The organism is Streptomyces sp. NPDC048291 (assembly GCF_043201715.1).
Taxonomy (GTDB): Bacteria; Actinomycetota; Actinomycetes; order Streptomycetales; family Streptomycetaceae; genus Streptomyces.
Genome location: NZ_JBICZC010000014.1, coordinates 193,665 through 215,928 on the forward strand (window position 1 = coordinate 193,665; position 22,264 = coordinate 215,928).

General features: G+C 72.6%; 19 protein-coding genes. 8 read left to right on the forward strand and 11 right to left on the reverse strand.

Annotated elements, in window-relative coordinates; all coding sequences use genetic code 11:
* Positions 1-157 precede the first annotated feature (157 nt).
* Positions 158-2,236: a SpoIIE family protein phosphatase gene (locus ACGF5O_RS35415; protein WP_393813995.1), complete on the reverse strand. Its 2,079-nt coding sequence runs from the start codon at positions 2,234-2,236 to the stop codon at positions 158-160.
* 274 nt (positions 2,237-2,510) lie between these two features.
* Here ACGF5O_RS35415 and ACGF5O_RS35420 point away from each other — a divergent pair, with 274 nt between their 5' ends.
* The 4 genes from ACGF5O_RS35420 (at position 2,511) to ACGF5O_RS35435 (ending at position 6,557) form a co-directional block, all read left to right on the forward strand.
* Positions 2,511-3,383, forward strand: coding sequence for a hypothetical protein (locus ACGF5O_RS35420; RefSeq protein ID WP_393813996.1), 873 nt, complete (start codon positions 2,511-2,513; stop codon positions 3,381-3,383).
* Between the two features lie 110 nt (positions 3,384-3,493).
* On the forward strand, positions 3,494-3,862 hold the full coding sequence (locus ACGF5O_RS35425) for a hypothetical protein (protein WP_393813997.1): 369 nt from the start codon (positions 3,494-3,496) through the stop codon (positions 3,860-3,862).
* 105 nt (positions 3,863-3,967) lie between these two features.
* Positions 3,968-5,983, forward strand: coding sequence for an FAD-dependent oxidoreductase (locus tag ACGF5O_RS35430; RefSeq protein WP_393813998.1), 2,016 nt, complete (start codon positions 3,968-3,970; stop codon positions 5,981-5,983).
* Between the two features lie 22 nt (positions 5,984-6,005).
* A complete protein-coding gene (locus ACGF5O_RS35435) occupies positions 6,006-6,557 on the forward strand; it encodes a PadR family transcriptional regulator (RefSeq protein WP_393813999.1) in 552 nt (183 codons plus the stop codon).
* Here ACGF5O_RS35435 and ACGF5O_RS35440 read toward each other — a convergent pair.
* Both ACGF5O_RS35440 and ACGF5O_RS35445 read right to left on the reverse strand, forming a co-directional pair.
* Complete coding sequence (locus ACGF5O_RS35440; RefSeq protein WP_393814000.1) at positions 6,554-7,108, reverse strand: hypothetical protein; 555 nt, start codon at positions 7,106-7,108, stop codon at positions 6,554-6,556. The two genes, ACGF5O_RS35435 and ACGF5O_RS35440, sit on opposite strands and share 4 nt — an antisense overlap.
* A gap of 190 nt (positions 7,109-7,298) precedes the next feature.
* Positions 7,299-8,261 (reverse strand): fibronectin type III domain-containing protein, encoded by a 963-nt coding sequence (locus tag ACGF5O_RS35445; RefSeq protein ID WP_393814001.1) that lies wholly within the window; start codon positions 8,259-8,261, stop codon positions 7,299-7,301.
* Positions 8,262-8,646: 385 nt separating this feature from the next.
* Here ACGF5O_RS35445 and ACGF5O_RS35450 point away from each other — a divergent pair, with 385 nt between their 5' ends.
* A complete protein-coding gene (locus ACGF5O_RS35450; protein ID WP_393814002.1) occupies positions 8,647-9,333 on the forward strand; it encodes a glycoside hydrolase family 75 protein in 687 nt (228 codons plus the stop codon).
* 31 nt (positions 9,334-9,364) lie between these two features.
* Here the strand turns inward: ACGF5O_RS35450 and ACGF5O_RS35455 are convergent, their stop codons facing one another.
* Positions 9,365-10,126: an SDR family NAD(P)-dependent oxidoreductase gene (locus tag ACGF5O_RS35455; protein ID WP_393814003.1), complete on the reverse strand. Its 762-nt coding sequence runs from the start codon at positions 10,124-10,126 to the stop codon at positions 9,365-9,367.
* A gap of 163 nt (positions 10,127-10,289) precedes the next feature.
* Here ACGF5O_RS35455 and ACGF5O_RS35460 point away from each other — a divergent pair, with 163 nt between their 5' ends.
* Entirely contained in the window at positions 10,290-10,925 is a 636-nt protein-coding gene (locus ACGF5O_RS35460) for a TetR family transcriptional regulator (protein ID WP_393814004.1), read from the forward strand.
* Here ACGF5O_RS35460 and ACGF5O_RS35465 read toward each other — a convergent pair.
* Positions 10,922-14,992: a discoidin domain-containing protein gene (locus ACGF5O_RS35465; RefSeq protein WP_393814005.1), complete on the reverse strand. Its 4,071-nt coding sequence runs from the start codon at positions 14,990-14,992 to the stop codon at positions 10,922-10,924. The genes ACGF5O_RS35460 and ACGF5O_RS35465 overlap by 4 nt on opposite strands.
* A gap of 325 nt (positions 14,993-15,317) precedes the next feature.
* Here ACGF5O_RS35465 and ACGF5O_RS35470 point away from each other — a divergent pair, with 325 nt between their 5' ends.
* Positions 15,318-15,845 carry a cytochrome d ubiquinol oxidase subunit II gene (locus ACGF5O_RS35470; protein ID WP_393814006.1) on the forward strand — a complete coding sequence of 176 codons (528 nt, stop codon included), beginning with the start codon at positions 15,318-15,320 and terminating at the stop codon, positions 15,843-15,845.
* Between the two features lie 32 nt (positions 15,846-15,877).
* On the opposite strand, the gene ACGF5O_RS35475 is transcribed toward ACGF5O_RS35470, so the two are convergent.
* Genes ACGF5O_RS35475 through dhaK form a run of 3 tightly spaced genes read right to left on the reverse strand, consistent with a single transcriptional unit; the run spans position 15,878 to position 17,932 of the window.
* The gene (locus ACGF5O_RS35475; protein WP_393814007.1) at positions 15,878-16,288 is read right to left on the reverse strand and encodes a PTS-dependent dihydroxyacetone kinase phosphotransferase subunit DhaM; all 411 of its coding nucleotides are present in this window, start codon (positions 16,286-16,288) and stop codon (positions 15,878-15,880) included.
* Positions 16,281-16,880 carry a dihydroxyacetone kinase subunit DhaL gene (gene dhaL / locus ACGF5O_RS35480; RefSeq protein WP_393814008.1) on the reverse strand — a complete coding sequence of 200 codons (600 nt, stop codon included), beginning with the start codon at positions 16,878-16,880 and terminating at the stop codon, positions 16,281-16,283. Before dhaL ends, ACGF5O_RS35475 begins: the two co-directional genes overlap by 8 nt.
* A 59-nt stretch (positions 16,881-16,939) precedes the next feature.
* Entirely contained in the window at positions 16,940-17,932 is a 993-nt protein-coding gene (gene dhaK, locus ACGF5O_RS35485) for a dihydroxyacetone kinase subunit DhaK (RefSeq protein WP_393814009.1), read from the reverse strand.
* Between the two features lie 437 nt (positions 17,933-18,369).
* On the opposite strand from dhaK, the gene ACGF5O_RS35490 reads away from it, so the two are divergent.
* Positions 18,370-19,791, forward strand: coding sequence for a DEAD/DEAH box helicase (locus ACGF5O_RS35490; RefSeq protein WP_393814010.1), 1,422 nt, complete (start codon positions 18,370-18,372; stop codon positions 19,789-19,791).
* A 224-nt stretch (positions 19,792-20,015) separates the two neighbouring features.
* Here ACGF5O_RS35490 and ACGF5O_RS35495 read toward each other — a convergent pair whose 3' ends face one another.
* The 3 genes from ACGF5O_RS35495 to ACGF5O_RS35505 form a co-directional block, all read right to left on the reverse strand.
* Positions 20,016-20,639, reverse strand: coding sequence for a hypothetical protein (locus tag ACGF5O_RS35495; protein WP_393814011.1), 624 nt, complete (start codon positions 20,637-20,639; stop codon positions 20,016-20,018).
* Positions 20,636-21,238 (reverse strand): RNA polymerase sigma factor, encoded by a 603-nt coding sequence (locus tag ACGF5O_RS35500; protein WP_393814012.1) that lies wholly within the window; start codon positions 21,236-21,238, stop codon positions 20,636-20,638. Before ACGF5O_RS35500 ends, ACGF5O_RS35495 begins: the two co-directional genes overlap by 4 nt.
* 84 nt (positions 21,239-21,322) lie before the next feature.
* Positions 21,323-22,192 (reverse strand): DUF1963 domain-containing protein, encoded by an 870-nt coding sequence (locus tag ACGF5O_RS35505; RefSeq protein ID WP_393814013.1) that lies wholly within the window; start codon positions 22,190-22,192, stop codon positions 21,323-21,325.
* Between the last annotated feature and the right edge of the window lie 72 nt (positions 22,193-22,264).

Below are 22,264 nucleotides of genomic sequence, written 5' to 3' on the forward strand. Positions count from 1 at the left end.
GCGAACGGCGGCACGCGGCATCGCGCGACGCATGCCTCTCTGTGAATTGTGCGAGTGCGCCGATAAGAACCCGGTAATCAGTTCCTGTGAATTCTGTGGATCCGATGAATCCGGTGGATCCGCACCCGGGGCGTCCGGCGCCCCGGCGCCCTCACCGCTACGGCAGCTCCCGGGCCCGCGCGATGAGCAGGGCCACGTCGTCGTGGTTGTCGGGGTGGTGCAGCTCCCGCAGCAGCAGGTCGCAGACGTCCTCCAGCGGGCGGGCGGGGCCGTCGAGCAGGGCCAGCAGTTCGTCGAGGCGTTCGTCCAGGGAATGCCTGCGGGTCTCCACCAGACCGTCCGTGTAGAACACCAGCTCGTCGCCGGGCTCGAAGTCGACGGTCGTGGTGGCGAAGGCGACCCCGCCGACGCCCAGCGGGACCCCGGTGGGCAGGTCGAGGAGTTCCGGCGGCCGGCCGGGGCGGACCCGGGCCGGGGGCAGATGGCCGGCGTTGGCGATCCGGCACCGGCGCAGCCGCGGGTCGTACACGGCGTACACGCAGGTCGCGATGGAATGGTCGAGGCCCGACGTGGTCTTGTCCAGGTGTTCGAGGAGGACCGCCGGATCCAGGCCCAGCGCGGCCAGGGTGGTGGTCGCGGTGCGCAGCCGGCCCATGGTCGCCGCCGCGTTGATGCCGCTGCCCATCACGTCGCCCACCACGAGCGCCGTTCGGTCGCCGTCCAGCGGAATCACGTCGAACCAGTCGCCGCCCACCTCGACGGTGGCGCCCGCCGGCTGGTAGCGGGAGGCGACCTCAAGACCGGGGGTGACCCGGGGATGCGTGGGCAGCAGGCTGCGCTGGAGGGTCAGCGCGGTGGTGCGGGCGTTCTCGTACCAGCGGGCGTTGTCGATCTGCACGGCCGCCCGCGCCGCCAGTTCCCGGGCCAGCAGCAGGTCGTCGTCGTCGAAGGACGCCGGATTGCGGGTGCGCTTGAGATCGAGGGCGCCCAGCACCTCGCCGCGCGCGATCAGCGGCACCGCCAGATACGAGTGCACCCCGGCCCGGCCCAGCAGCACCGTGGCCTCGGGGGAGGGGGCGATCCGGACCAGGTCCTCGTCCTTGACCTGCGGCACGGCGACGGCCTCCCCGACCCGTACGCACTCGGTGAGCAGCCGGTCCGGCGCGTACCGGGCGACCGTGCCCGGCGCGTCGGCGGCCTGGACCGCGTCCGCCTGCTGCTCCGCGCGCACGGCGAGGGCCCGGAGCACGGCCGGTTCCGCCGGGCCGAGCGTGCTGCGCCGGCCCTCGACCACCGTGTCCAGCAGCTGGACGGCCGCCACGTCGGCCAGCTCCGGCACGGCGACGTCGGCCAGCTCCCGGGCGGTGCGCCCCAGGTCCAGGGTGGTGCCGATACGGGCGGAGGCGTCGGCGATCACGGCCAGCCGGCGGCGCGCGTGCTCGGCCTCGACCCCGGCCCGGTACGGCTCGGTGATGTCCACCACCGAGGTGGCCACGCCCAGCACGTTGTCCAGCGCGTCGTCCAGCCGGTAGACCGACACCGACCAGATGTGCTCCGCGTCCGGATCGGCCGGAGTACGGCCCACCGCGGACTGGTCGATGACCGGCTCGCCGGTCCGCAGCACCCGCAGGTAGGCCGACTCCAGGGCGTCTGCGTCCAGCGAGGGCAGTACCTCGCGGATCGTCCGCCCCACGTGCTCCGCGGCCGGGACACCGTTCATCTGCTCCATCGCCGGGTTGACCGACACGAACCGCAGGTCCGTGTCGAAGACGGCCAGCCCGATCGGCGACTGCTGCACGATCCGTTCGGACAGCGCCACGTCCTGCTCCAGCCGCCGCACCGTCGACTGGTCGGCGGCCAGGCCCAGCGCGAACACGTCGCCGTTGTCGTCCATGAGCCGCATGTTGCGGAACTCGACCACATGGGTGGAGCCGTCCTTGTGGCGGATCGGGAAGCCGCCGGCCCAGCTCCGCCCGGTGCTCATCACGTCCGCGAACAGCTTGCCGACCAGTTCGATGTGGCGTTCGTGCACCATCAGCCGGGCGGCGTACTGGCCGAGCGCCTCCTGCGCCGAGTAGCCGAACAGCTCCTCCGCCTGCGGGCTCCACAGCACGATCCGGCCCTTGGCGTCCAGCACGACCGAGGCCACGCTCAGGACGTCCAGCAGCCCGCCCGGCCGCACGGGTCCGCGCAGGGGCTCCCGGCCCCCCGGCACCGAGGACTCGGCTGGACTCATCGCACGCACCGCCTTCGGACTTCCGTACGGCACGCCGTCCCCCGTGCCGACTCCCCTTGTTCTATCGCGCTCACACCCGACTCTCCGATGCCACCGCCGACTTTTCCACCATCTCTCAACACGGCGACATCCGTACGGCGAAGCGACCAGAGGGGCGGCTGGGGCGTGAGTTCACCTTCCCGTCCCGCCGTTGGTCTGTACATGTCCATCGGGCCCGCGCGAGACTGACCGGCGCACGCGCGTCCCACCCCCCGATACCGAGGAGTAGGCTTCCATGCCCGCGTCCACCCGGCAACGTTGTCGCGCAGGCCTGACCGCCCTGGTCGCCCTCGCCACCACCCTGGTCCTCGCGACCGCCGCCCCGGCCTCCGCCGCCGACACCTGGACCGAGACCGGCTCCGACCACGCCGATGCGCTCACCGAGAGCCAGGGCCTGACCTCGGTCGAGGTCCCGGCCAACAGCCCCAACCGGTACACCGGCATCGGCACCATCCCGATCGGCGTCTCCAGCCGCGGCTGGAACCACGTCGGCGACCCCGACGAGTCCTACGACGGCTACTACGTCGAGCCCTACCAGGCGGACTCCGGCACCGCCAAGATGTACCGGGTGCAGGCCCCCGACGGCACCTGGTCGGAGTACGTCCACACGCTCGCCTCCGGCGAGGCCCTCAACAACTCCTGGTCCGCCAGCACCCCCGACAGCCAGTACATGCTCTCCGGCGAGTACGGCACGATGACCCGCTTCCTGGTCTTCCCGACGCCGGGCGCCAACAAGACCACCTCGCCGTCCGCGAACCTCCCGCTCGCGTCCGTCGTCAACCTCGACCACGCCGTGCGTGACGTGCAGGGCTGCGACTTCTCCAGCGCCACCACCCTGCTGTGCTCCTCGGACGACCCGGACGGCAGCCTCTTCGGCTACACCAAGCCGCTGCTCCAGATCGACCTGTCCGCCCAGCCCGGCTCCGCCAGTGTCACCGGGCACGTCACGGCACTGCGCCAGCTCCCGCTGCGCAGCTCCTGCTCGGGCACCTTCGAGGCCGAGGGCATCGACTACGACCGGCGCACCGGCACCCTGCGCGTCATCGTGATGTCGCCCGGCTTCTGCGTCCTCACGGACAGCAAGACCTACAAGTTCACCCGGAGCTGAGCCCCGCCGCGAGTGGTGCCCGCCCCGAAAGTGGTGCTTTTCTGTTGGCATGGCGTGGTTCGCGGGGGAACCCGTGCTACCACGCCATCGCCATGAGAGGAGCGATCACGATGGTCCCTGAGCGACTGCACGAGGAACCCGTCTCGCTGGAGATCAGCGGATGCAGCAAGGAGGACGCCCGGATCGTGTTCGACGCGCTGTGCCAGTGCTTCGAGTCGGACCGGGCCGCCGAGGACGTGCCGCAACAGCTCCACGAGACCCGCCCGATGGTGTGGCTCGGCACGTTCGAGGTCACCGACGCCCACGAGTGCACCCTCCCGCCCCGGCTCTCGGCCCCGGTCGAGGCCGACGCGCAGGGCGGGTACTGGGCGATCAGCCGGCTCCACACGACCCTCGACTCCCTGTTCGCCGTGCGGAACCTGTCGTCCGCGTCGGGGGACCAGGAGAAGGAACTGCACGTTCTGCTCGAAAGCCGGTGACCGGTGATCTGAGACACGGCATGCCGGAGGTGTTCTGCAACTAGTTGCATAAACCGTGCGCGGTCCTCTACAACTACGGTGACGACACCGCGCACGGAGGCCCCGATGAGCCGTTACCCCCACCTGCTGAAACCCCTCGACCTCGGCTTCACCACACTCCCCAACCGCGTACTCATGGGCTCCATGCACGTGGGCCTGGAGGAGGCCGAGCGCGGCTTCGAGCGGATGGCGGAGTTCTACGCGGCCCGGGCCCGCGGGGGAGTGGGCCTCATCGTCACCGGCGGCATCGCGCCCAACGACGAGGGCCGGCCGTACGAGGGCGGCGCCAAGCTCACCACCGAGGAGGAGGCCGGGCGGCACCGGACCGTCACCGAGGCCGTGCACCGCGAGGGCGGCCGGATCGCGCTGCAGATCCTGCACTTCGGGCGGTACGCCTACCACCGCGACCTGGTCGCCCCGAGCCCCCTCCAGGCCCCGATCAGCCCCTTCGCGCCCCGCGAGCTGACCGACGCCGACGTCGAGCGGACCGTCGACGACTACGCCCGTACCGCCCGCCTCGCCCGGCAGGCCGGTTACGACGGCGTCGAGATCATGGGTTCCGAGGGCTACCTCATCAACGAGTTCGTCGCCGCGCAGACCAACCGGCGCACCGACCGCTGGGGCGGCTCGTACGAGAACCGGATGCGGTTCCCCGTCGAGATCGTCCGCCGGGTCCGCGAGGCCGTCGGCGACGACTTCATCATCGTCTACCGGCTGTCCATGCTGGACCTGGTCCCCGGCGGCTCCTCCCTCGACGAGGTGATCACCCTCGCCCGCGCCGTGGAGGCCGCCGGAGCGACCATCATCAACACCGGCATCGGCTGGCACGAGGCCCGTATCCCCACCATCGCCACCTCCGTCCCGCGCGGCGCGTACACCTGGGTCACCAAGAAGCTGATGGGCGCCGTGTCCGTGCCGCTGGTCACCACCAACCGCATCAACACTCCTGAAGTCGCCGAGGAGTTGCTCGCCGAGGGCTTCGCGGACATGGTCTCCATGGCCCGCCCGATGCTCGCCGACCCCGACTTCGTCAACAAGGCCGCGGCCGGCACACCCGAGGCCATCAACACCTGCATCGGCTGCAACCAGGCCTGCCTCGACCACACCTTCAGCGGGCAGATCACCTCCTGCCTGGTCAACCCGCGCGCCTGTCACGAGACCGAGCTGGTCCTCGCCCCGACCCGGCAGAAGAAGCGGGTCGCGGTGGTCGGCGCCGGACCGGCCGGCCTCGCCTGCGCGGTCTCCGCCGCCGAACGCGGCCACCAGGTCACCCTGTTCGACGCGGGGGCCGAGATCGGCGGCCAGCTGAACGTGGCCCGCAAGGTCCCCGGCAAGCAGGAGTTCGACGAGACCCTGCGCTACTTCCGCCACCAGCTCGACGCGCACGGCGTCGACGTACGCCTGAACACGACCGTCGAGCCCGAGGACGTCACCGGCTACGACGAGGTCGTGGTCGCCACCGGCGTCACCCCGCGCACCCCCGACATCCCGGGCATCGACCACCCCCGTGTCCTCGGCTACCTCGACGTGCTGCGCGACGGCGCCCCCGTCGGCGACCGGGTCGCGATCCTCGGCGCCGGCGGCATCGGATTCGACGTCGCCGAGTTCCTCACCGACGGCGGCGACAAGGCGAGCGAGGATCCGGCGACGTACTTCAGGCAGTGGGGCGTCGACATGGAGTACCAGGGCCCCGGCGGCCTGGCGGCACCCGAGCGCCCGGCGCCGCCGCGCACCGTGCACCTGCTCCAGCGCAAGGCGAGCAAGGTCGGCGCCGGGCTCGGCAAGACGACCGGCTGGATCCACCGCACCGAACTCAAGCACCGGGGCGTCACCATGGTCCCGGGTGTGCGGTACGACCTGATCGACGACGCCGGCCTGCACGTCACCGTCGACGGCGAGAGCACGGTCCTGGAGGTCGACACCGTCGTGCTGTGCACCGGGCAGGATCCGCGCCGGGGCCTGTACGAGGAGCTGGTCGCCGCCGGCCGCAGCGCGCACCTCATCGGCGGGGCGGACGTCGCCGCCGAACTGGACGCCAAGCGGGCCATCAAGCAGGGCACCGAGCTGGCCGCCGCCCTGTAGCGCCCGTCCCTAGGATGAGCCCATGTCACTCCCGCACGCGATCCTCACCGCCCTGCTCGAAAGGCCGTCGTCGGGGCTTGAGCTGACCCGCAGGTTCGACAGGTCGATCGGCTACTTCTGGTCGGCCACGCACCAGCAGATCTATCGCGAGCTCGGAAAGCTGGAGGCCGAGGGCTACATCCGCACCCTGCCCGCCGAGCAGCCGGCCCGCGGGCAGAAGAAGAGCTACGAGGTCCTGCCCGCGGGCCGCGCCGAACTGGCCCGCTGGACCGCCGCCGCCCAGGACCCCAAGCCGCAGCGGGACGTGCTCCTGCTGCGGCTGCGCGCGGCGGCGGTCGTCGGCACCGAAGGACTCGAAGCCGACCTGCGCCGCCATCTGGAGCTGCACCGGCGGCAGTTGGCCGAGTACGAGGAGATCCAGCGCCGCGACTTCCCGCCGGGCACGGACACCCCCGAGGACCGGCTGCGGCACCTGGTGCTGCGGGCCGGCATCGACCTGGAGACCTTCTGGACCCGGTGGCTCGGCCACGCCCTGGAGGAGTTCGGCGAACTCCCGGGCCCGTCCCGGTCCTAGAGCCGGTAGGGCTTCGAGCGCTTGCGCAGGTACCAGCCCGTGGCGATGACGCCCGAGCCGACCAGCGCGGCGCCGATGCCCAGGGTGAGCGGGCCGTAGTCGCGGGCGGCGCCGCCCAGACCGCCCATCACGCCCCGGGCGGGGGCGGCGGGCGCGGCCGCCTTGGTGGTGGAGGAGGTCGTCGGGGCGGCGGGGGCGGACGAGACGATCACCGACTGGGTGCCCGCCGTACCGCCGTTGGAGCAGACGACGACCACCGTGTAGGTGCCCGGCGACACCCCCGACCAGGCCGCGGACTGGCTCACCGTGGTACCCGCCAGAGCCGCCTGGCGCCCCTGGGCGAATGCGGTCTGACCGCTGTTGAGCAGCGAGGCGTTGCCCCAGCTGCCGTTGGACTGGGTGCAGGCGCTGGTGACCACCGAGACCGTGGTGCCGATGGTGCTCACCGAGATGCCCGAGAGTGCGGCGGACGGGCCGGCGAGCCAGGTCGGGACAGCGGCGGCCGCCGCCAGGGTCAGGCCGGAGCGGAGGAGAAGTCGTGTAGTGCGCATGGTCTGCCCTCCGGCGGCACGGTTGGCGGAACGTCCCATGCGCCGCCGAGGGTGGGGAAACGCCCGTGCTGCCTCAGGTTCAGCGAAAGGGGCCCCGCCGCGTCCCGCACCCGGAGGGCGACCGGGCAGGTGACTTCTTCCTCCGGCCGGCCCAGGCCGGGATGCGCGTCCGCCTCCCGGCCGCCTCCCGTCAGGCTCCCGTCGTCACGGTCCGTTCGGCCGACCAGCCGCCCCAGGTGCCGTCGGGCAGCCGCGCCCGGAGCCGCACCTGGTGCCGGACCCCATGGTCGCGGCCCACATAGAAGCTGTAGGTCGACCGTCCCTTCGGTGGAGTGCCGCCCCACACCAGGGAGGTGGTCGTACCGCCGTCGAGCCGGATCTGGTATTCGGTGACCACACCGTCCACCTGCGGCGGGTCCCAGGCCAGATCGAGGTAGCAGGCCCCGCTCTCCTCACGGGTGCGCGCCGTGAACGCGGTCGGCGCGGTGTCCCGGCCGTCGCCGCTGCCCGGCGTGGTGAGGCGTACCGCCGTACTCGCGGGCGAGAAGTTGTCGGCCGCGTCCCGGGCCCGGACGGTGAAGACGTAGCGGGTGCCCGGCCGCAGCCCCATGACCACGGCCGCGGTCTGGTTCCCGCCCACACTGTGGATCTTGGCGCCGCCCTGCCAGATGTCGTACGACACCACGGCCCGGTCGTCCGTGGAGGCGCCCCAGGACAGTTGCACCATACGGCTGCCCACAGCGCGGCCCACCGGGCGCGCCGGGCGGGTCGGTGCCGAGCGGTCGGCCGCGACCATCGCCGGGGTGGTCGCCCGCACCGCACGGCTGCGCGGCCCGAGGCTGCCGTCCCCGCCCCGGGCCCGCACGGTGAACACGTACGTCGTGGACGGCTTGAGCCTGGGGACGTCCACCATGTGCTGGGAGTCGGGCACCTCCTCGACCTTCGTGGTGCCGCGGTACACCTCGTAGGCCCGGACCCCGGAACCCTCCGGCAGCTCGTTCCACATGACGTGCACGCTGGTGGCGCTGCCGGCCGCCGCGGTCACCCCCGTCGGGGCGCCGGGCAGCCGGCCGCTGTCGCCGTCGGCGGCCCCGGTCCGGCCGCAGGACGTCACGAACAGCAGGGCGCAGACCACGACGGCGACTCGGCGCACGGTTCCGCCTCCCGGGGTCGGCAGCACGACAATGGTCCGGACCAATATGACCTGCCCGGGATGCGGACATCAAGAGGGCCGTATTGCGGACGCCGGGGGAGAGTTACGTATGCTGAGGGTCCTGCGGTCGAACTTCCCGGCAGAAGTGGGGAGTTCGCGCCTGTGGCGCGGAACGCTGTCGTCGCTGATCCCGCGCCGGCACGGGCGGCCGGGGCGGACTGGGCCGGCACCGGTTCAGCGCCCCGGCCCTCGGCGTCCGCTCACGAAGTGTCAGTTTCGTTGCGCCGAACGGCCCTGTACAGCCTCCACGTGCTGGCCCGGCCGCCGGACCCGCACCATCTTGTTCCGGGTGACTCCATGTCCCCCACGAAAAGGGTCCCTCATCGTGCGTGTCCAGTCGCTGACGCTGGCCGCGGCCGGCGCCGCCCTGCTCGCCCCGGCCACACTGCCCACCCCCGCCGTCTCGTACGCGGCACCCGGTGCCCGGCACCGGATCTCCGCCGCCGACCTGCTGGCCCGGGTCCGGGAGTGCACCCAGGTCTCCAGAGGCCGCTACCGCTCCGATGCCAACACCGCCGCCACCGTCCCCGTGTGCGGCACCCGGCAGGCCGTCTTCTGGAAGGCCGATCTGGACATCGACTGCGACGGCCAGCGAACCGCCCACTGCAACCGCTCCACCGACCCGGCGTTCACCGCCGCCACCGCCTACCAGCAGTCCAACGGCCGTCAGCTCAACGCCGAGAAACTGCCCTACGTCGTCGTACCCGGCCCCAGCCGCCGCTGGAACCACCGGAAGTCCGGCGTCCGGGGCGGCGCGGTCGCCGCGGTGATCTACAAGGGCCGCGTGCAGTACGCGGTCGTCGGCGACACCGGACCGCGCGACATCATCGGCGAGGCCTCCTACGCCACCGCGAAGGCGCTCGGTGTGAACCCCGACCCACGGGTCGGCGGGGCGCCGTCCGGCGTCACCTACATCGTCTTCAAGCACTCGGCGATCGAGCCCATCGAGAACCGCGCGGAGGCGGAGGCGGAGGGGGAGCGGCTGGCGGAGGAGTTCACCGAGGGCGGCTGACCGGCGGGCCGGCCGCCCCCGGCGGTGCGGGTCAGACGGCCGCCCAGCCGTTGTCCACCGGCAGGATCGCGCCGTTGATGTTGCTCGCCGCGTCCGAGGCCAGGAACACGATCGCCGCCGCCTGCTCCTCCGGCTCGGAGACCTGTCCGACGTTGCCGAAGTACGGGCCGAGCGCGGCCGGCCCGTGCGCGCCGTCCTCCAGGTCGATCTGGATCCCGGTCCTGGTGCCGCCCGGGGCGATGGCGTTGGCCCGGATGCCCTGGTTGCGGTACATCACCGCCAGGTTCTTGGTCAGGCCGACGACACCGTGCTTCGAGGCCGTGTAGGCGGCGCCCGCCGCGCTGCCGCGCAGGCCGGCCTCGGAGGCGGTGTTGACGATCGCGCCGCGGCCGGCCGCCAGCATGTGCGGCAGCACGGCCCGGGTGAGCAGGAAGGGCGCGGTGAGGTTGACCCGTATCACCCGTTCCCACTCGGTGTCGCTGACGTCCGCCAGCGCCGACATCCGGTCCATGATCCCGGCGTTGTTCACCAGCACGTCCACCCCGCCGAACCGCTCCACCGCGGTCGCCACCACCTGGTCCACCACGGACTGCTCGCCGAGGTCGCCGGTGACGGCCACGGCCGTACCGCCCGCCTTCTCGATCTCCGTCACCGTCGCGCCCGCGGTCTCGGCGTCCAGGTCGGCGACCAGGACCCGCGCCCCCTCCCTGGCGAAGGCCAGGGCGGCGGCGCGCCCGATCCCCGATCCCGCGCCGGTGACGATGACGCCGCGCCCGTCGAGTCCGCTGGCCATGTGGTGCTCCCATCAGGTGGTTCGAGGGCGCTGTGCGCCCCGTGCGGCTCACACCATACGACTTACTGTCGGTGAGTGACATAAAGTCCCGACCTCAATTTTCCGTCACCCCGCCGCCTCGGGGACAATCGCGGAGCAGCAGCCACCGGCACGGGAGGGACAGATGACCGCAGGGGGACGCACGGGACGCCCGCCCCTGACCGAGGAGCGCAAGGCCGAGACCAGACTGGAGATCGCCCGCGTCGCCGTGGACCTGTTCGTCGCCCAGGGCGTGGCCGCGACCACCGGCGAGCAGATCGGGCAGGCGGTCGGCGTCTCGGCGCGCACGGTGTGGCGCTACTTCCCGAGCAAGGAGGCTTGCGTACGGCCGCTGTTCGCGGCCGGCATCGAGGCCGTCGCCGACTGCCTGCGCGCCTGGCGCCCCGGCCAGCCGCTGGAGGAGGCCTTCGAGGACGCCGTGCCGACGGACAGCCGGATGGTGCGCAGCCCGGACCGCGCCACCATGGGCGCCCTGGTCCGGCTCACCCGAGTCGAGCCGGGCCTGCGCGCGGAGTGGCTGCAGTCCTACGACGAGGCCGAACCGGCGTTCGCCCGCGCCCTCGCCGAACGCTCCGGGGTGCCCGCCGACGACCTGCGGCCCACCATCCAGGCGGCCATGTTCAACGCGGCCCTGCGCGCGGCCGTCGAGCACTACGCCTGGCGCGTCGCCGACGAGGCCACGGACCCCGCCACGGCGGAGGCCGAGCTCACGGCGACCATGCGCTCGGCCCTCGCGGTGGCGGCGGAGGGGCTCGCCTAGGGGCGGCTGTTGTACGCCTCCGCCCGCAGTTCCGGACGGCCCGCGGGGAGGGCCCGGGACGGCCAGGAGACGCTGACGGCCTGTGTCTCGCCGGGCAGCAGCCACAGGTAGTTGTGGCTGTAGAGCGTCGGCAGCACGCGCTCACCGTTCGCCGCGTCCACCAGCGACAGCCGGACCATGGCGGCGACGGCCGAGCCGCGGTTGCGGACGGTGGCCGTCAGGGTGTGCCGGTCCCCGGAACGGGACGGCCGCCCGGCCGCGACGGACACGGTGACCCGCCGCGCCTGGTTGAGCGCCTGGAGGGCGGCGGGGTCGCGCCGGCGCCAGTACGTGTTCCGGGACAGCTCCCTGCCGCCCGCGTCCGCCAGCGTCAGCCGGAGCAGGTGCAGGTCGGGCAGGTCGTCGGTCCAGCCGGCGGTGAACGCCTCGGCGGTGGCGGCCCGGGCCACGTCCACTCTCGCCGTCCTCGCGGCGCCGAGCTGCCGGCCGGACAGGTCGTACAGCCGCGCGGTGACGGTGGCGCCGCGCAGGTCCGTACGGGTGTGGTTGACCGCGAGGACCTGCCACTTCACCGGATCGGCCTGGACGTGCAGCGGCTCGCAGGCCGAACGGGCCCCGTAATAGGTGCCGTTGACGTCGAAGTCGTAGTCGTAGGTCTGCCAGACGGTGCTGTGCCAGGCCGGGTGGGACATCCACAGCATCAGACCGGTGGCGTTGTCCCAGAGGTTGGCGTTCCAGGCCTCGAACATGGCGCGGGTGTTCTCGAAGTTGACGAACTGCGCCTTGCGGGCGAAGTCGTCCAGGCCGGTGGCCGCACCCAGGCGGGTCTCGACGGCCGCCTTGTAGTTCTGCGGCGCCTGGTTCCCGCGCTCGCTCCAGTCGTGGTAGTACCAGGCGCCGCCGACGGGCCACTCCGGCTCGTCACCCGTCAGGTTGCGCAGGCTCGCCGCGGTGGAGACGACCGGCATGCCGATCTCGGTGTGGAAGCCGAAGTCCTTGCTGCCGTAGGTGGCGGGGTCGAAGTACTTCTCCGGCTCCACCCAGCCGTAGGGGCCGCCGCCCGTGACGATGCCGCCCGCCGAGTTGTTCTGGTAGAGCAGCCCGGGCACCTGCTGCTCGACGGCCTCGCGCATGCCCTTGTCGATCGCGGCCGGCGGGTTGCCCTCGTTCGCCCCGCACCAGACGGCCACACAGGGATGGATGCGGTAACGCAGCACGGTGTCCCGGGCGATCGCGTCGAAGGCGTCGTGGTCCGGCGGGTCCATGCCCCAGGCGTTCGGGAAGTCGTTCCAGACGAGGATGCCGTGCCGGTCGCAGGCGGCGAAGAACTTCTCCCGGTCGCTGCTGCCGACCCAGTTGCGGATCATGGTGAAGTTCATGTCGCGGTGCATCCGCACGGCCGCGTCCATCCGCTCCGGCGGCATCCGGCGCAGCAGTTCGTCCCAGCCCCAGTTGCCGCCGCGGGCCAGCACCGGCACGCCGTTGACCGTGATCCGCAGCGGATCGGGGGCGTTCGACACGGACTTGACGTCGGTCCACTGCTCTCCGTCGGCGGAGACCCGGATGACGTACGACTTCGGGTACGCCGTCTCCCAGACGATCGCCACCCGGTCGAAGTCCCGCGCGCTGCCCAGGTCCACCTGGATCCACTGGTGGTCCTCGTACTGCGAGGACCAGCGGGTGCCCGGGTCGCCGTCGGTGGCGTTCGAGGCGGGGTGGTCGGACTCCTCGGTGGAGGCCGTCGCCGTCCGGTGCAGCGCGAGGTCGGTGCCGGGAGCGGTGCTGTCGACGACGCCGAGCGACCACAGCGAGTTGCCCCAACTGGTGTTCCGCAGGCCGCAGTCGATACGGACGTAGCGGGCGGTCCGCCGGTCGAAGTCCTCGACCTGGAGGCTGGCGTTGCCGTCGTTGAACGGCAGCGGCACCGCCGAGTTGTCCACCGCCCGCACGTCGGTCCACTCGGTGCCGTCGGCGGACACCTGCACCACGAAGGTGCTCGCGTAGGCCCGTTCCCAGGTGAGGTCGACCCGGTCGAAGGACCGGGCCGAGCCCAGGTCGACGCTGATCCACTGGTCGTCCTCGTACGCCGAGGACCAGCGGGTGTCCGGGTCGCCGTCCGTCACGTTGGCCGGGCCGTGGTCGTCGCCGTCCGTGCTGGAGGCGGCGGCGGTCGCGTGCAGGGCGAGGTCGGTGGCCTGCCGGGCGCTGTCCCGCACCGCCAGGGTCCACAGCGAACTGCCCCAGGAGGTGGCCCTGGTACGGCAGTCGACGCGGACGTGCCGGGCCTGCTGCCGGTCGAAGGTGACGGACTGGGTGTACGCGTCGCCGGTCGCGGTGAACGGCAGCGGCACCTTGTACTCGTAGCCGAACTGCCGGATACCGAAGCGGACGGTGCGCCGGTCGCTCTCGGTGCCGTCGGCCGACGCGGTGAGCGTGAGGTCGTACAGATCCGGCTCGCCCAGGCCGTTCGGCCACCACAGCCGGGGGTCGCGCAGCCGCAGTGGTGCGAAGGCGTCGGGGGCGAAGACGACGTCGACGGCGCCACCGGCCGGCACGGTGACCGACTTGGAGACCCGGACGTCGCCGAACGCCGCGGTCACCGTCGCCGAGTGGTCCGCGGAGTCGGCGTTGCGGACGGGGACGACTACGGTCAGCTCGGCGACGGACACGTCCGGCAGGTTGGGCAGGACCGTGTCCACGCGCGGGTCGCCGATGACGACCTGCCCGGTGGATCTGAGCCGGACGTGGTTCCAGATGCCCGCCGCGCGGTCGCGGACGGCCGGCATCCAGTCCCAGCCCGAAGAGGCCAGATAGGTGGGGGAGTTGACGTTCATCTGCCCGGCGCCCGCGTCCACCCAGGACTCGCCGAGCGGGCCCTTGTCGCCGGGGCTGCCGGGCACGGGCATCGGTGTGATCCGCACGGCCAGCGCGTTCGCGCCGTCCGCGGCGAGCAGCCGGGTCACGTCGTGTGAGGAGCGGGCGAACGGGTAGGTGAGGTCGCCGACCCGCTCGCCGTTCAGCCAGATGTCGGCCGTGTGGTTGACGCCGTCGAACTCCAGCCAGATCCGGTGGCCGGACCCCGTGCGCAGGCCGCGCGGCAGCCCGAAGTCCCGTTTGTACCACCAGGAGTGCCGGGACAGCGCCTCGGGGATGCGCAGGTTGTTCAGACCGGACACCGGGTCGGGCAGCCTGCCCTGGTCCACGAGGGAGCCCAGGACCGTGCCGGGGACGGTGGCGGGCAGCCAGCCGCTCGTGTCGACGCCGGCCTTCGACAGGCCGGGACCGTCCGCGCCCGCCCAGTCGTCGAGGGTGAGCCGCCAGCCGGACTCCACCGGCACGGTGCCGTCGTCGGCCACGGTCAGTTCGGGCGCCGAGCCGTGCCGGGTGCCCCAGTCGGTCCAGCCCGTCGCCGCGGGGCGGTGCCCCTGGGGGATGCCGTACACCTCGAAGCCGTTGAGGCCCAGCGGCAGGGGACTGGAACGCCTGCGGCAGGTCATCCGCACCCAGCGGGCCGGGACCGGGCGGGGCGGCTGGACGTCCACCACGCCGCCGGTGCCGGCGGTCGTGCGGTGGACGCTCGTCCACGACTTCTGGTCGAGGGACGTCTCGACCAGGAAGTCGAGCGCGTAGCTCGACAGGATCTCCTTGCCGGTGGTGCCGTCCGCCGGGTTTCCGGTGGCCGGCGGGGTGAACACCGGGTCGGCGGCGTCGGCTTCGAAGGTCAGACGGATCCGGGTGACCTCGCACGTCGCCTGCAGGTCCACGGCGATCCACTGGGGGTCGCCGTCCCCGGCCCGCCAGCCGCTGCCCCGCACGCCGGGTGCGGAGAGCCGGTCGACGGCGAAGGACCCCGGGGTGGCGGCGTAGGCGGTCGAGGAGACCGAGACGGGCCGGTGGAGCGCGAGTTCACCGGGCGCGGCGGGCTCGGTCCCGGCTCCGGCGGGAGCGGCGGACGCGGCCGGCGCCGGGAGCACCGAGCCGAGTCCGAACCCGGCCAGCAGGGTGGAGCCCGTGGCGACTATGGAACGCCGCGACGGACGGCGCGACGGATCCGACTGATCGGTCATGGTTCTGACGTCCCATCAGAAAGCGGCGAAGCAGGCCGAATCGGCTCCGGGCGCCCCGCCTCGAACACAATGACAACGTTGCCAAAGGCTGTGATGCCGTGAGCTTCCTGTCAAGACCTGATGCGCGGATCGACGGTTGTCCGGCAGCGGCGCCGCCCGGGCCCGGACGCGGCGCCGGGTCGTCCGATGGAGTGGTGGTCACGGATGTGACGGCGCGACAGGACGCGAAACGGGTACAGCGAACCGAGGCCGAGGGCGGCGACAGCGTGGCCGTTCCCTACGGACCCGGCCCCGATCCCGCCGCCGTGCCCGCGGGAGCCGAGAAGTGATCGCGGACCTCGTCGCCGTCTACCTGAACGTCGCCGCCCGGCAGCAGGATTCGCCCGCTCCGGAGCGCTGCTTCCGCGACCGGGCCCTGGTCGCCTCGGTGCTGACCGGAGTCGTCAGCGTCGCAGGCATCTTCGTCCTCCGGCAGGACGCCCCCCGTCTGTTCCACCAGCTCGGTCACCGTGCCCTCGCGCTGGTCGTGCTCGCGGCGCTCTGCGGTCTCGCGACCGTGCTCCTGCTGCTGCGCGACCGCAGGACGGGGCTGCGCGTGCTCGCCACCGCGGCGGTCGCGCTGGTCGTCCTCGGCTGGGGCGTCGCCCAGTACCCCTACCTCCTCGGCACCCACCTGCGGATCGCCGACGCGGCGGCGCCGGCCGCGACCCTCAAGGTGACCATCGGCGTGGCGATCGTCGCGGGGCTCCTCATCTTCCCCTCCCTCGCCCTCCTCTTCGTGCTCGCCGGCCGGGGACGACTCCGGCCGGCACCGCGGGAGAGCGTCCCGGGCCCGCCGCCCCGCGAGTCCTGAACCCGGCGGACCGCGCGGTGCCCGGGAAGTTCTCAGACCTTCCGGTAGGTGTACGCCTCCGCTGCCGCCGCCTCCACCGCGTCCAGACCGGCCCCGGTGGACGCCGTGACGACCGCGGCGACCGCGCCCTCCACGAACGGGGCGTCCACCAGGCGGGTGCCCTCGGGGAGTTCGTCGCCCTCGGCGAGCAGCGCCTTCACGGTGAGCACCGCGCTGCCCAGGTCGGTGAGGACGGCGACCCCCGCGCCCCGGTCCACGGCCGCCGCGGCTGCGGCGATCAGCTCGGCGCTGGTGCCGAGCCCGCCGCCCTCGGTACCTCCCGCCGGGACGACCGGCACCGCCGTGCCGGCGCCCGCCAGTCCCTTGGCCAGCTCCGCGACGGACGCCGCGACCTCCGCGCTGTGCGACACCAGCACGATCCCGACCAGCCTGTCGTCACTCACCGGCTGCCTCCGCGAGTCCCGCGACGAGGAGTGCCGACGAGGTGGCGCCCGGATCCTGGTGGCCGATGCTGCGCTCGCCGAGATAGCTCGCCCGGCCCTTGCGGGCCTGCAGCGGGATCGTCGCCTCGGCGCCCTGCTCGGCGGCGGCCCGCGCCGCGCCGAAGCCGTCGCCGAGCGCGTCGACCGCCGGCACCAGGGCGTCGATCATCGTCTTGTCACCGGGCGCGGCTCCGCCGAGCGCCATGACCTTGTCCACCCCGGCCCGCAGCGCCTCGGCGAACTGGGCCTCGCTGACCTCGGGCGCGTCGCCGAGCGCCTTGCCGGTGCTGCGCAGCAGCGTGCCGTACAGCGGCCCGGAGGCACCGCCGACGGTCGAGATCAGCCGGCGACCGGCGAGCGCCAGTACGGCACCGGGGGTGTCGGGCGCGTCCTTCTCCAGCGCGGCGGTCACCGCCTTGAACCCGCGCTGGAGGTTGCTGCCGTGGTCGGCGTCCCCGATGGGGGAGTCGAGGGCGGTGAGCCGCTCCGCCTCGCGGTCGACGGAGGCGGCGGTCGCCGCCATCCAGCGGTGGAAGAAGTCGGCGTCGAGCACTGGATCTCCTTGCGTAGCGGTACGGACGCGGGTCGAGGCCGGTCGGTCCCGGCCCTCCTTCACATGCCCCAACGCAGCGCCGGCGTCCGCACCGGCGCGTCCCACAGCCGCAGCAGTTCCTCGTCGACCTGGCAGAGCGTGACCGAGGCACCGGCCATGTCCAGGGAGGTGACGTAGTTGCCGACCAGTGTGCGGGCCACGGTCACCCCGCGCTCGGCGAGCACCCGCTGGACCTCGGCGTTGAACCCGTACAGCTCCAGGAGCGGGGTCGCGCCCATGCCGTTGACCAGGACGAGGACCGGATTGCGCGGCGGCAGGTCCTCCAGGACGGCGTTGACGGCGAAGTCGGCGATCTCGCCGGACGTCATCATGGCCCGCCGCTCCCGGCCCGGCTCGCCGTGGATGCCGATGCCCAACTCCAGCTCGCCCGACGGCAGATCGAAGGTCGGGCTGCCCTTCGCCGGAGTGGTGACGGCGCTCAGCGCGACACCGAAGCTGCGGGAGTTAGCGTTCACCTGGCGCCCGACGGCCTCGACCCGCTCCAGCGGCTGCCCCTCGGCGGCGGCCGCGCCGGCGATCTTCTCGACGAACAGGGTGGCGCCGGTGCCCCGCCGGCCCGCGGTGTAGAGACTGTCGGTGACGGCCACGTCGTCGTTGACGAGCACCTTCGCCACCTGGATGCCCTCGTCCTCGGCGAGCTCGGCGGCCATGTCGAAGTTGAGCACGTCACCGGTGTAGTTCTTCACGATGAACAGCACGCCGGCCCCGCTGTCCACGGCCGCGGCGGCCCGGGCCATCTGGTCGGGTACCGGAGACGTGAACACCTCGCCGGGACAGGCGGCCGACAGCATCCCGGGACCCACGAATCCGCCGTGCAGCGGCTCGTGCCCGGAACCGCCGCCCGAGACCAGCGCGACCTGCCCGGCGACGGGCGCGTCCCGCCGTACGATCACCCGGTTCTCCACGTCCACGGTGAGGTCGGGATGGGCCGCCGCCATGCCCCGCAGCGCGTCCGCCACGACGGTCTCCGGAACATTGATCAGCATCTTCATTCGAACCTCCTGGCAACAGTAACAGGATAGCCTCTGACCTGCGTCTTTGCGGGGGAGAGCGGGTTTCTCCAGGTCCTGGTCCCGACGCCCCCCCCGGCGGCCCGGAACGGGTTGCGGCGAGGCTGGGGCCGGTGCGATGCGGACTTGGATGACGGTTCGTCAGGTGTGGGCGGGGTGCGACCGCGAGCGGCGTGTATCTCCGTGTGGCTCCGTGGATCTCCTGAACGCAGTATCGACCTTGGCGACGCGAAGGTCACGTGGGCGGGTGCGTGCGGCGGGCTTGACCGCGCGCTGACGGGAGGCCCGGGCGGTGCGCCACCGTGCTAGCCTGGTCCGTTTGCAGCGTCACCGTGTGGGTGCCGGGCTCACGCTCCCGGCCGGTGGCCGCGTCCGCGCCGCGCCTTCCTCGGTACGGTCCCTTCGAAGGAAGGCTTTCTGTGAGCGAATCAGCACGTGCCGACGTCCGGCAGCAGGGTGCGGTGTCCGAGGCGTCGGGCGGCTCCGCGGCGCTGCCCCCGGCGGCGTCCTTCGCGGAGCTGGGGCTGCCGGCCGCCGTGCTGCGGGTGCTCGACGAGCAGGGTGTGACGGTGCCCTTCCCCATCCAGGCGGCGGCGCTGCCGAACGCGCTCGCGGGACGGGACGTCCTGGGCCGGGGGCGCACCGGATCCGGCAAGACGCTCGCCTTCGGCCTGGGGATGCTCGCCCGGACGGCCGGGCGGCGCGCACAGCCCAAGGAGCCGCTGGCGCTCGTCCTGGTGCCCACCAGGGAGCTGGCGCAGCAGGTCGGTGAGGCGCTCACCCCGTACGCCGAGGCGCTGCGGCTGCGGCTCGCGACCGTGGTGGGCGGGATGTCCCTCGGGCGGCAGGCCGCCGCACTGCGGGACGGCGCCGAGATCGTCGTCGCCACGCCGGGCCGGCTGCACGACCTCGTCGAGCGCAGGGCCTGCCGCCTGGGACGGGTGCGCATCGCGGTCCTGGACGAGGCCGACCAGATGTGTGACATGGGATTCCTGCCGCAGGTCACCGAGATCCTGGACCAGGTGCGTCCCGACGGGCAGCGGATGCTGTTCTCCGCGACCCTCGACCGCGATGTCGACCAGTTGGTGCGGGACTACCTGCGCGACCCCGCCGTCCACTCCGTGGACCCCGCGTCCGGCGCGGTCGCCGCGATCCAGCACCACGTCCTCGTCGTGCACGGCCCGGACCGGTACGCCGTGACCACGGAGATCGCCGCCCGCGACGGCCGCGTCCTGCTGTTCCTGGACACCAGGCACGGCGTCGACCTGCTCACCCGGCACCTGCGGGCCAGCGGTGTGGCCGCCGCCGCCCTGCACAGCGGGAAGGCCCAGCCGCAGCGCACCCGGACCCTGGCCCAGTTCAAGAACGGGCAGGTCACCGCCCTGGTGGCGACGAACGTCGCCGCACGCGGCCTGCACATCGACGACCTGGACCTGGTGGTCAACGTCGACCCCGCCACCGACCCCAAGGACTATCTGCACCGCGCGGGCCGCACGGCCCGGGCCGGCCGCTCCGGCACCGTCGTGACCCTCGTCCTGTCGGGACAGCGCCGCGAGACGAGCCAGGTCATGGCCGACGCCGACGTCACCCCCAAGGTCACCAAGGTGCGGTCGGGCGAGGCGGAGCTGAGCCGTATCACCGGCGCCAGGGCCCCCTCCGGAAAGCCTCTGGACGGCGCGCCGGCCGTACCGCGCCCCAAGAACCCCAACACCCCGTTCCGCGGCCTCGGCAGCACCAAGGACGCGCGGGGCGGCTCCGGCGGCAGGCCCTCCCGCAGGACCAGCGAGGCCCGCAAGCTCGCGGAGGCCCGCGAGGCGGCCAGGACCCGGCGCGGCGGCTGATCCCCGCCGCCCGGTGGCCGACGCGGCAGCCGGGCCCCGGCCGTGAACGAGGCCGTCCTCCCGGAGTTCGAGGGGAGCAGCGGGCGCGAGGGGGCGTGTGTCGCGGGTGACATTTTCCCGCGGCGAGATGTGCTCACGGAATTCCCGGGTGCCACGACCGTTTCGTCGCGGTACCCGGGAATTCCCGCATGGTGCTGCCGCGGAATATGGCTGAATCCGTCGGGCTACTTTCCGAATTCCTGGCTGAACTTCTTCCAGTCCCTGCCCGACATCCAGTTCGCGCCGCACATGGGAACGGTGTCCCTGTCGTCGGCGGCCACGATGTAGTGCTCGCCGACCGAGAAGGTCAGGTGCTCGACGTCGGCGTCGTAGTTCAGCAGGACGGTCCGCGGGCCGCCGCCGCGCAGCCAGTGGTCGACGTGGAAGGTGGTGAGGGGGCCCTTGACGGACGTGACCCGCCCGTAGAAGACCGTCGGGTACCCGGCCAGCCGGTCGGGAACGATCTCCGCGCACTTCGCGGGGGTGGTGCTGTGCGCACCGGTGAGCTGCAGCGGGGTGCCGGCCGCGGTCGCGCCACCGTTGCCGGAGTGCGCCGCGATCCCCGCGGTGACACCGCCGCCGAGAAGCAGCGCGGCAGCCGCCGCGAGCCCGAAGACGCGTCGGCGCCCCTTTACCGCGGTGGCCTTCGCGGCGGGAGTGCCGATTCCGGTGGCGTTGTTGTCGGACAGGGCTACGGATTCGGTGCTCAAGGCGTCCTCCACAAGACGATCGATGTCGGGCAGCGGAGCGCGTGAGGTCAGTGCCGGGTCCGCCGCCCTCAGCAGGGTCAGCAACTCGTCGTCGTTCACTGACTGCTCCTTCCTTCGCTCATCTCGTGTCCGGGGAGCTCGGCATTCTTTCGCACCGGCCGAAGCTTTTCGGCGAGTTTCTTTTTCGCCCGGTGAAGTCGCATGCTCACGGCATTGGGCGTCATCCCGGTCGCCTCCGCGATCTGCCGCGGCGCCAGTCCCTCCCACGCCCACAGCCGCACCACCTCGCGGTCCAGTTCCGAGAGAGTGCCGAGCGCGGCGTGCAGGTCGCTGTGGTCGGCGGCCACGGCCGGAGACTCCTGCCGAGCCCCGATCAGCCGCTCCACCAGGCGGAGCCTGCGTCCGTCGGCCCGCCGGGCGTTGGCCAGGCAGTGCCGTGCCACGCCGTAGCACCAGGGGAGCACTGCGTCGCGGTCGGGCAGGGTTCCGGGTCCGCGTCCGGGCCCGGACCCGGTTCCGAGCCCGGGCACTTCGTCCATGCGGCGCCAGAGCACCAGCATCGTCTCCGACAGGACGTCCTCGACCATGTCGGGGGACGTCCGTCGCACCAGATACCGGTGCAGAGACTCCGTCACGACGTGCGCCAGGCTTTCGAAGCGTGCCCGCCGCTGCCGGTGGCGGGTCTCCTGATCTGTCATGGATTCCACGCCCCGTCCGTGTCCGGCACCGGCCGGTTCCTTTCAACGACACGGTGACAGGAGGGTGTCGCCGCTGATGGGCGGTCAGGGGTTCCAGAAGACCGAGGTGAACGCGCGGTCGAAGTGTCGCGCGGCCAGGTCGTCGCGCTGGATCACCCAGTGGACGGTGGCGCTCTCCCAGCCCTCCACGTCCATGCCGGCCTGCCAGTCGGCCAGGAGCACCCAGTCCGAGACGTCAGCCGAAACCGGTCCCTCCCAGCGGCCCGCTTCCACGGCCTTCACGGCCCAGGACACGGCGGTGGCGACCGGGTCGGTGTCGATGGCCTCCTCGTCGGCGTATCCCCCGATCTGCAATGGTCCCTCGGGGGCCATGCGGTCACGGGTGCTCGCCCAGAGGGCGACGAGTTGCTCGGAGAGAGGATGCTCGGGAAGCGGTCCGTTCCCCGGCTCGCCGGGGAGTTCGACCGTGTGGTGGCAGGGCAGCGACACCTGGGGCGTCGCTCGCAGCGGTCCCTGCGGGAACTCCTCGAACATCGCCTCGTCATCGTCGATGTCGAAGGGGTTCCAGGCGTGCCTGTCCCGTTCGACCACGGGCGAACCGGCGGGGACGTACACCGCGCTGCCCATGGTCTCGTAGTCGTCGGCGGTCTCGGGGTAGGCGAAGAGCAGCAGGTGGCCGTCGGGAGGCAGGGGCAGGTCCGTGGCGTCGGCGGGCAGGGCCGCGAGGTCGATGGAGGCGACGAAGGGGTGGGCGGGGTCAGGGATGTCTGCGGGAAGCAGGAGCGGACCGCCGAACCGGCCCACGACCGGGCCGTCCCCGTCCCCGTCTCGCCGCAGGGTTACGCAGGGGCGGGCGGCGGTGGTCAGCCATCGGTCCATGCCGTCGGCGGGGACGCCGCGCTCGACCGCTTCGGCACGGAAGGGGTCTAACCGGTCGCACATCTCTGGAGTCATGCGCACACCGTAGAGGGAGGGACCGACACAGCTGCCATTGCGCCGCTGTCCGCGGCGACGCATCCCGGTGCG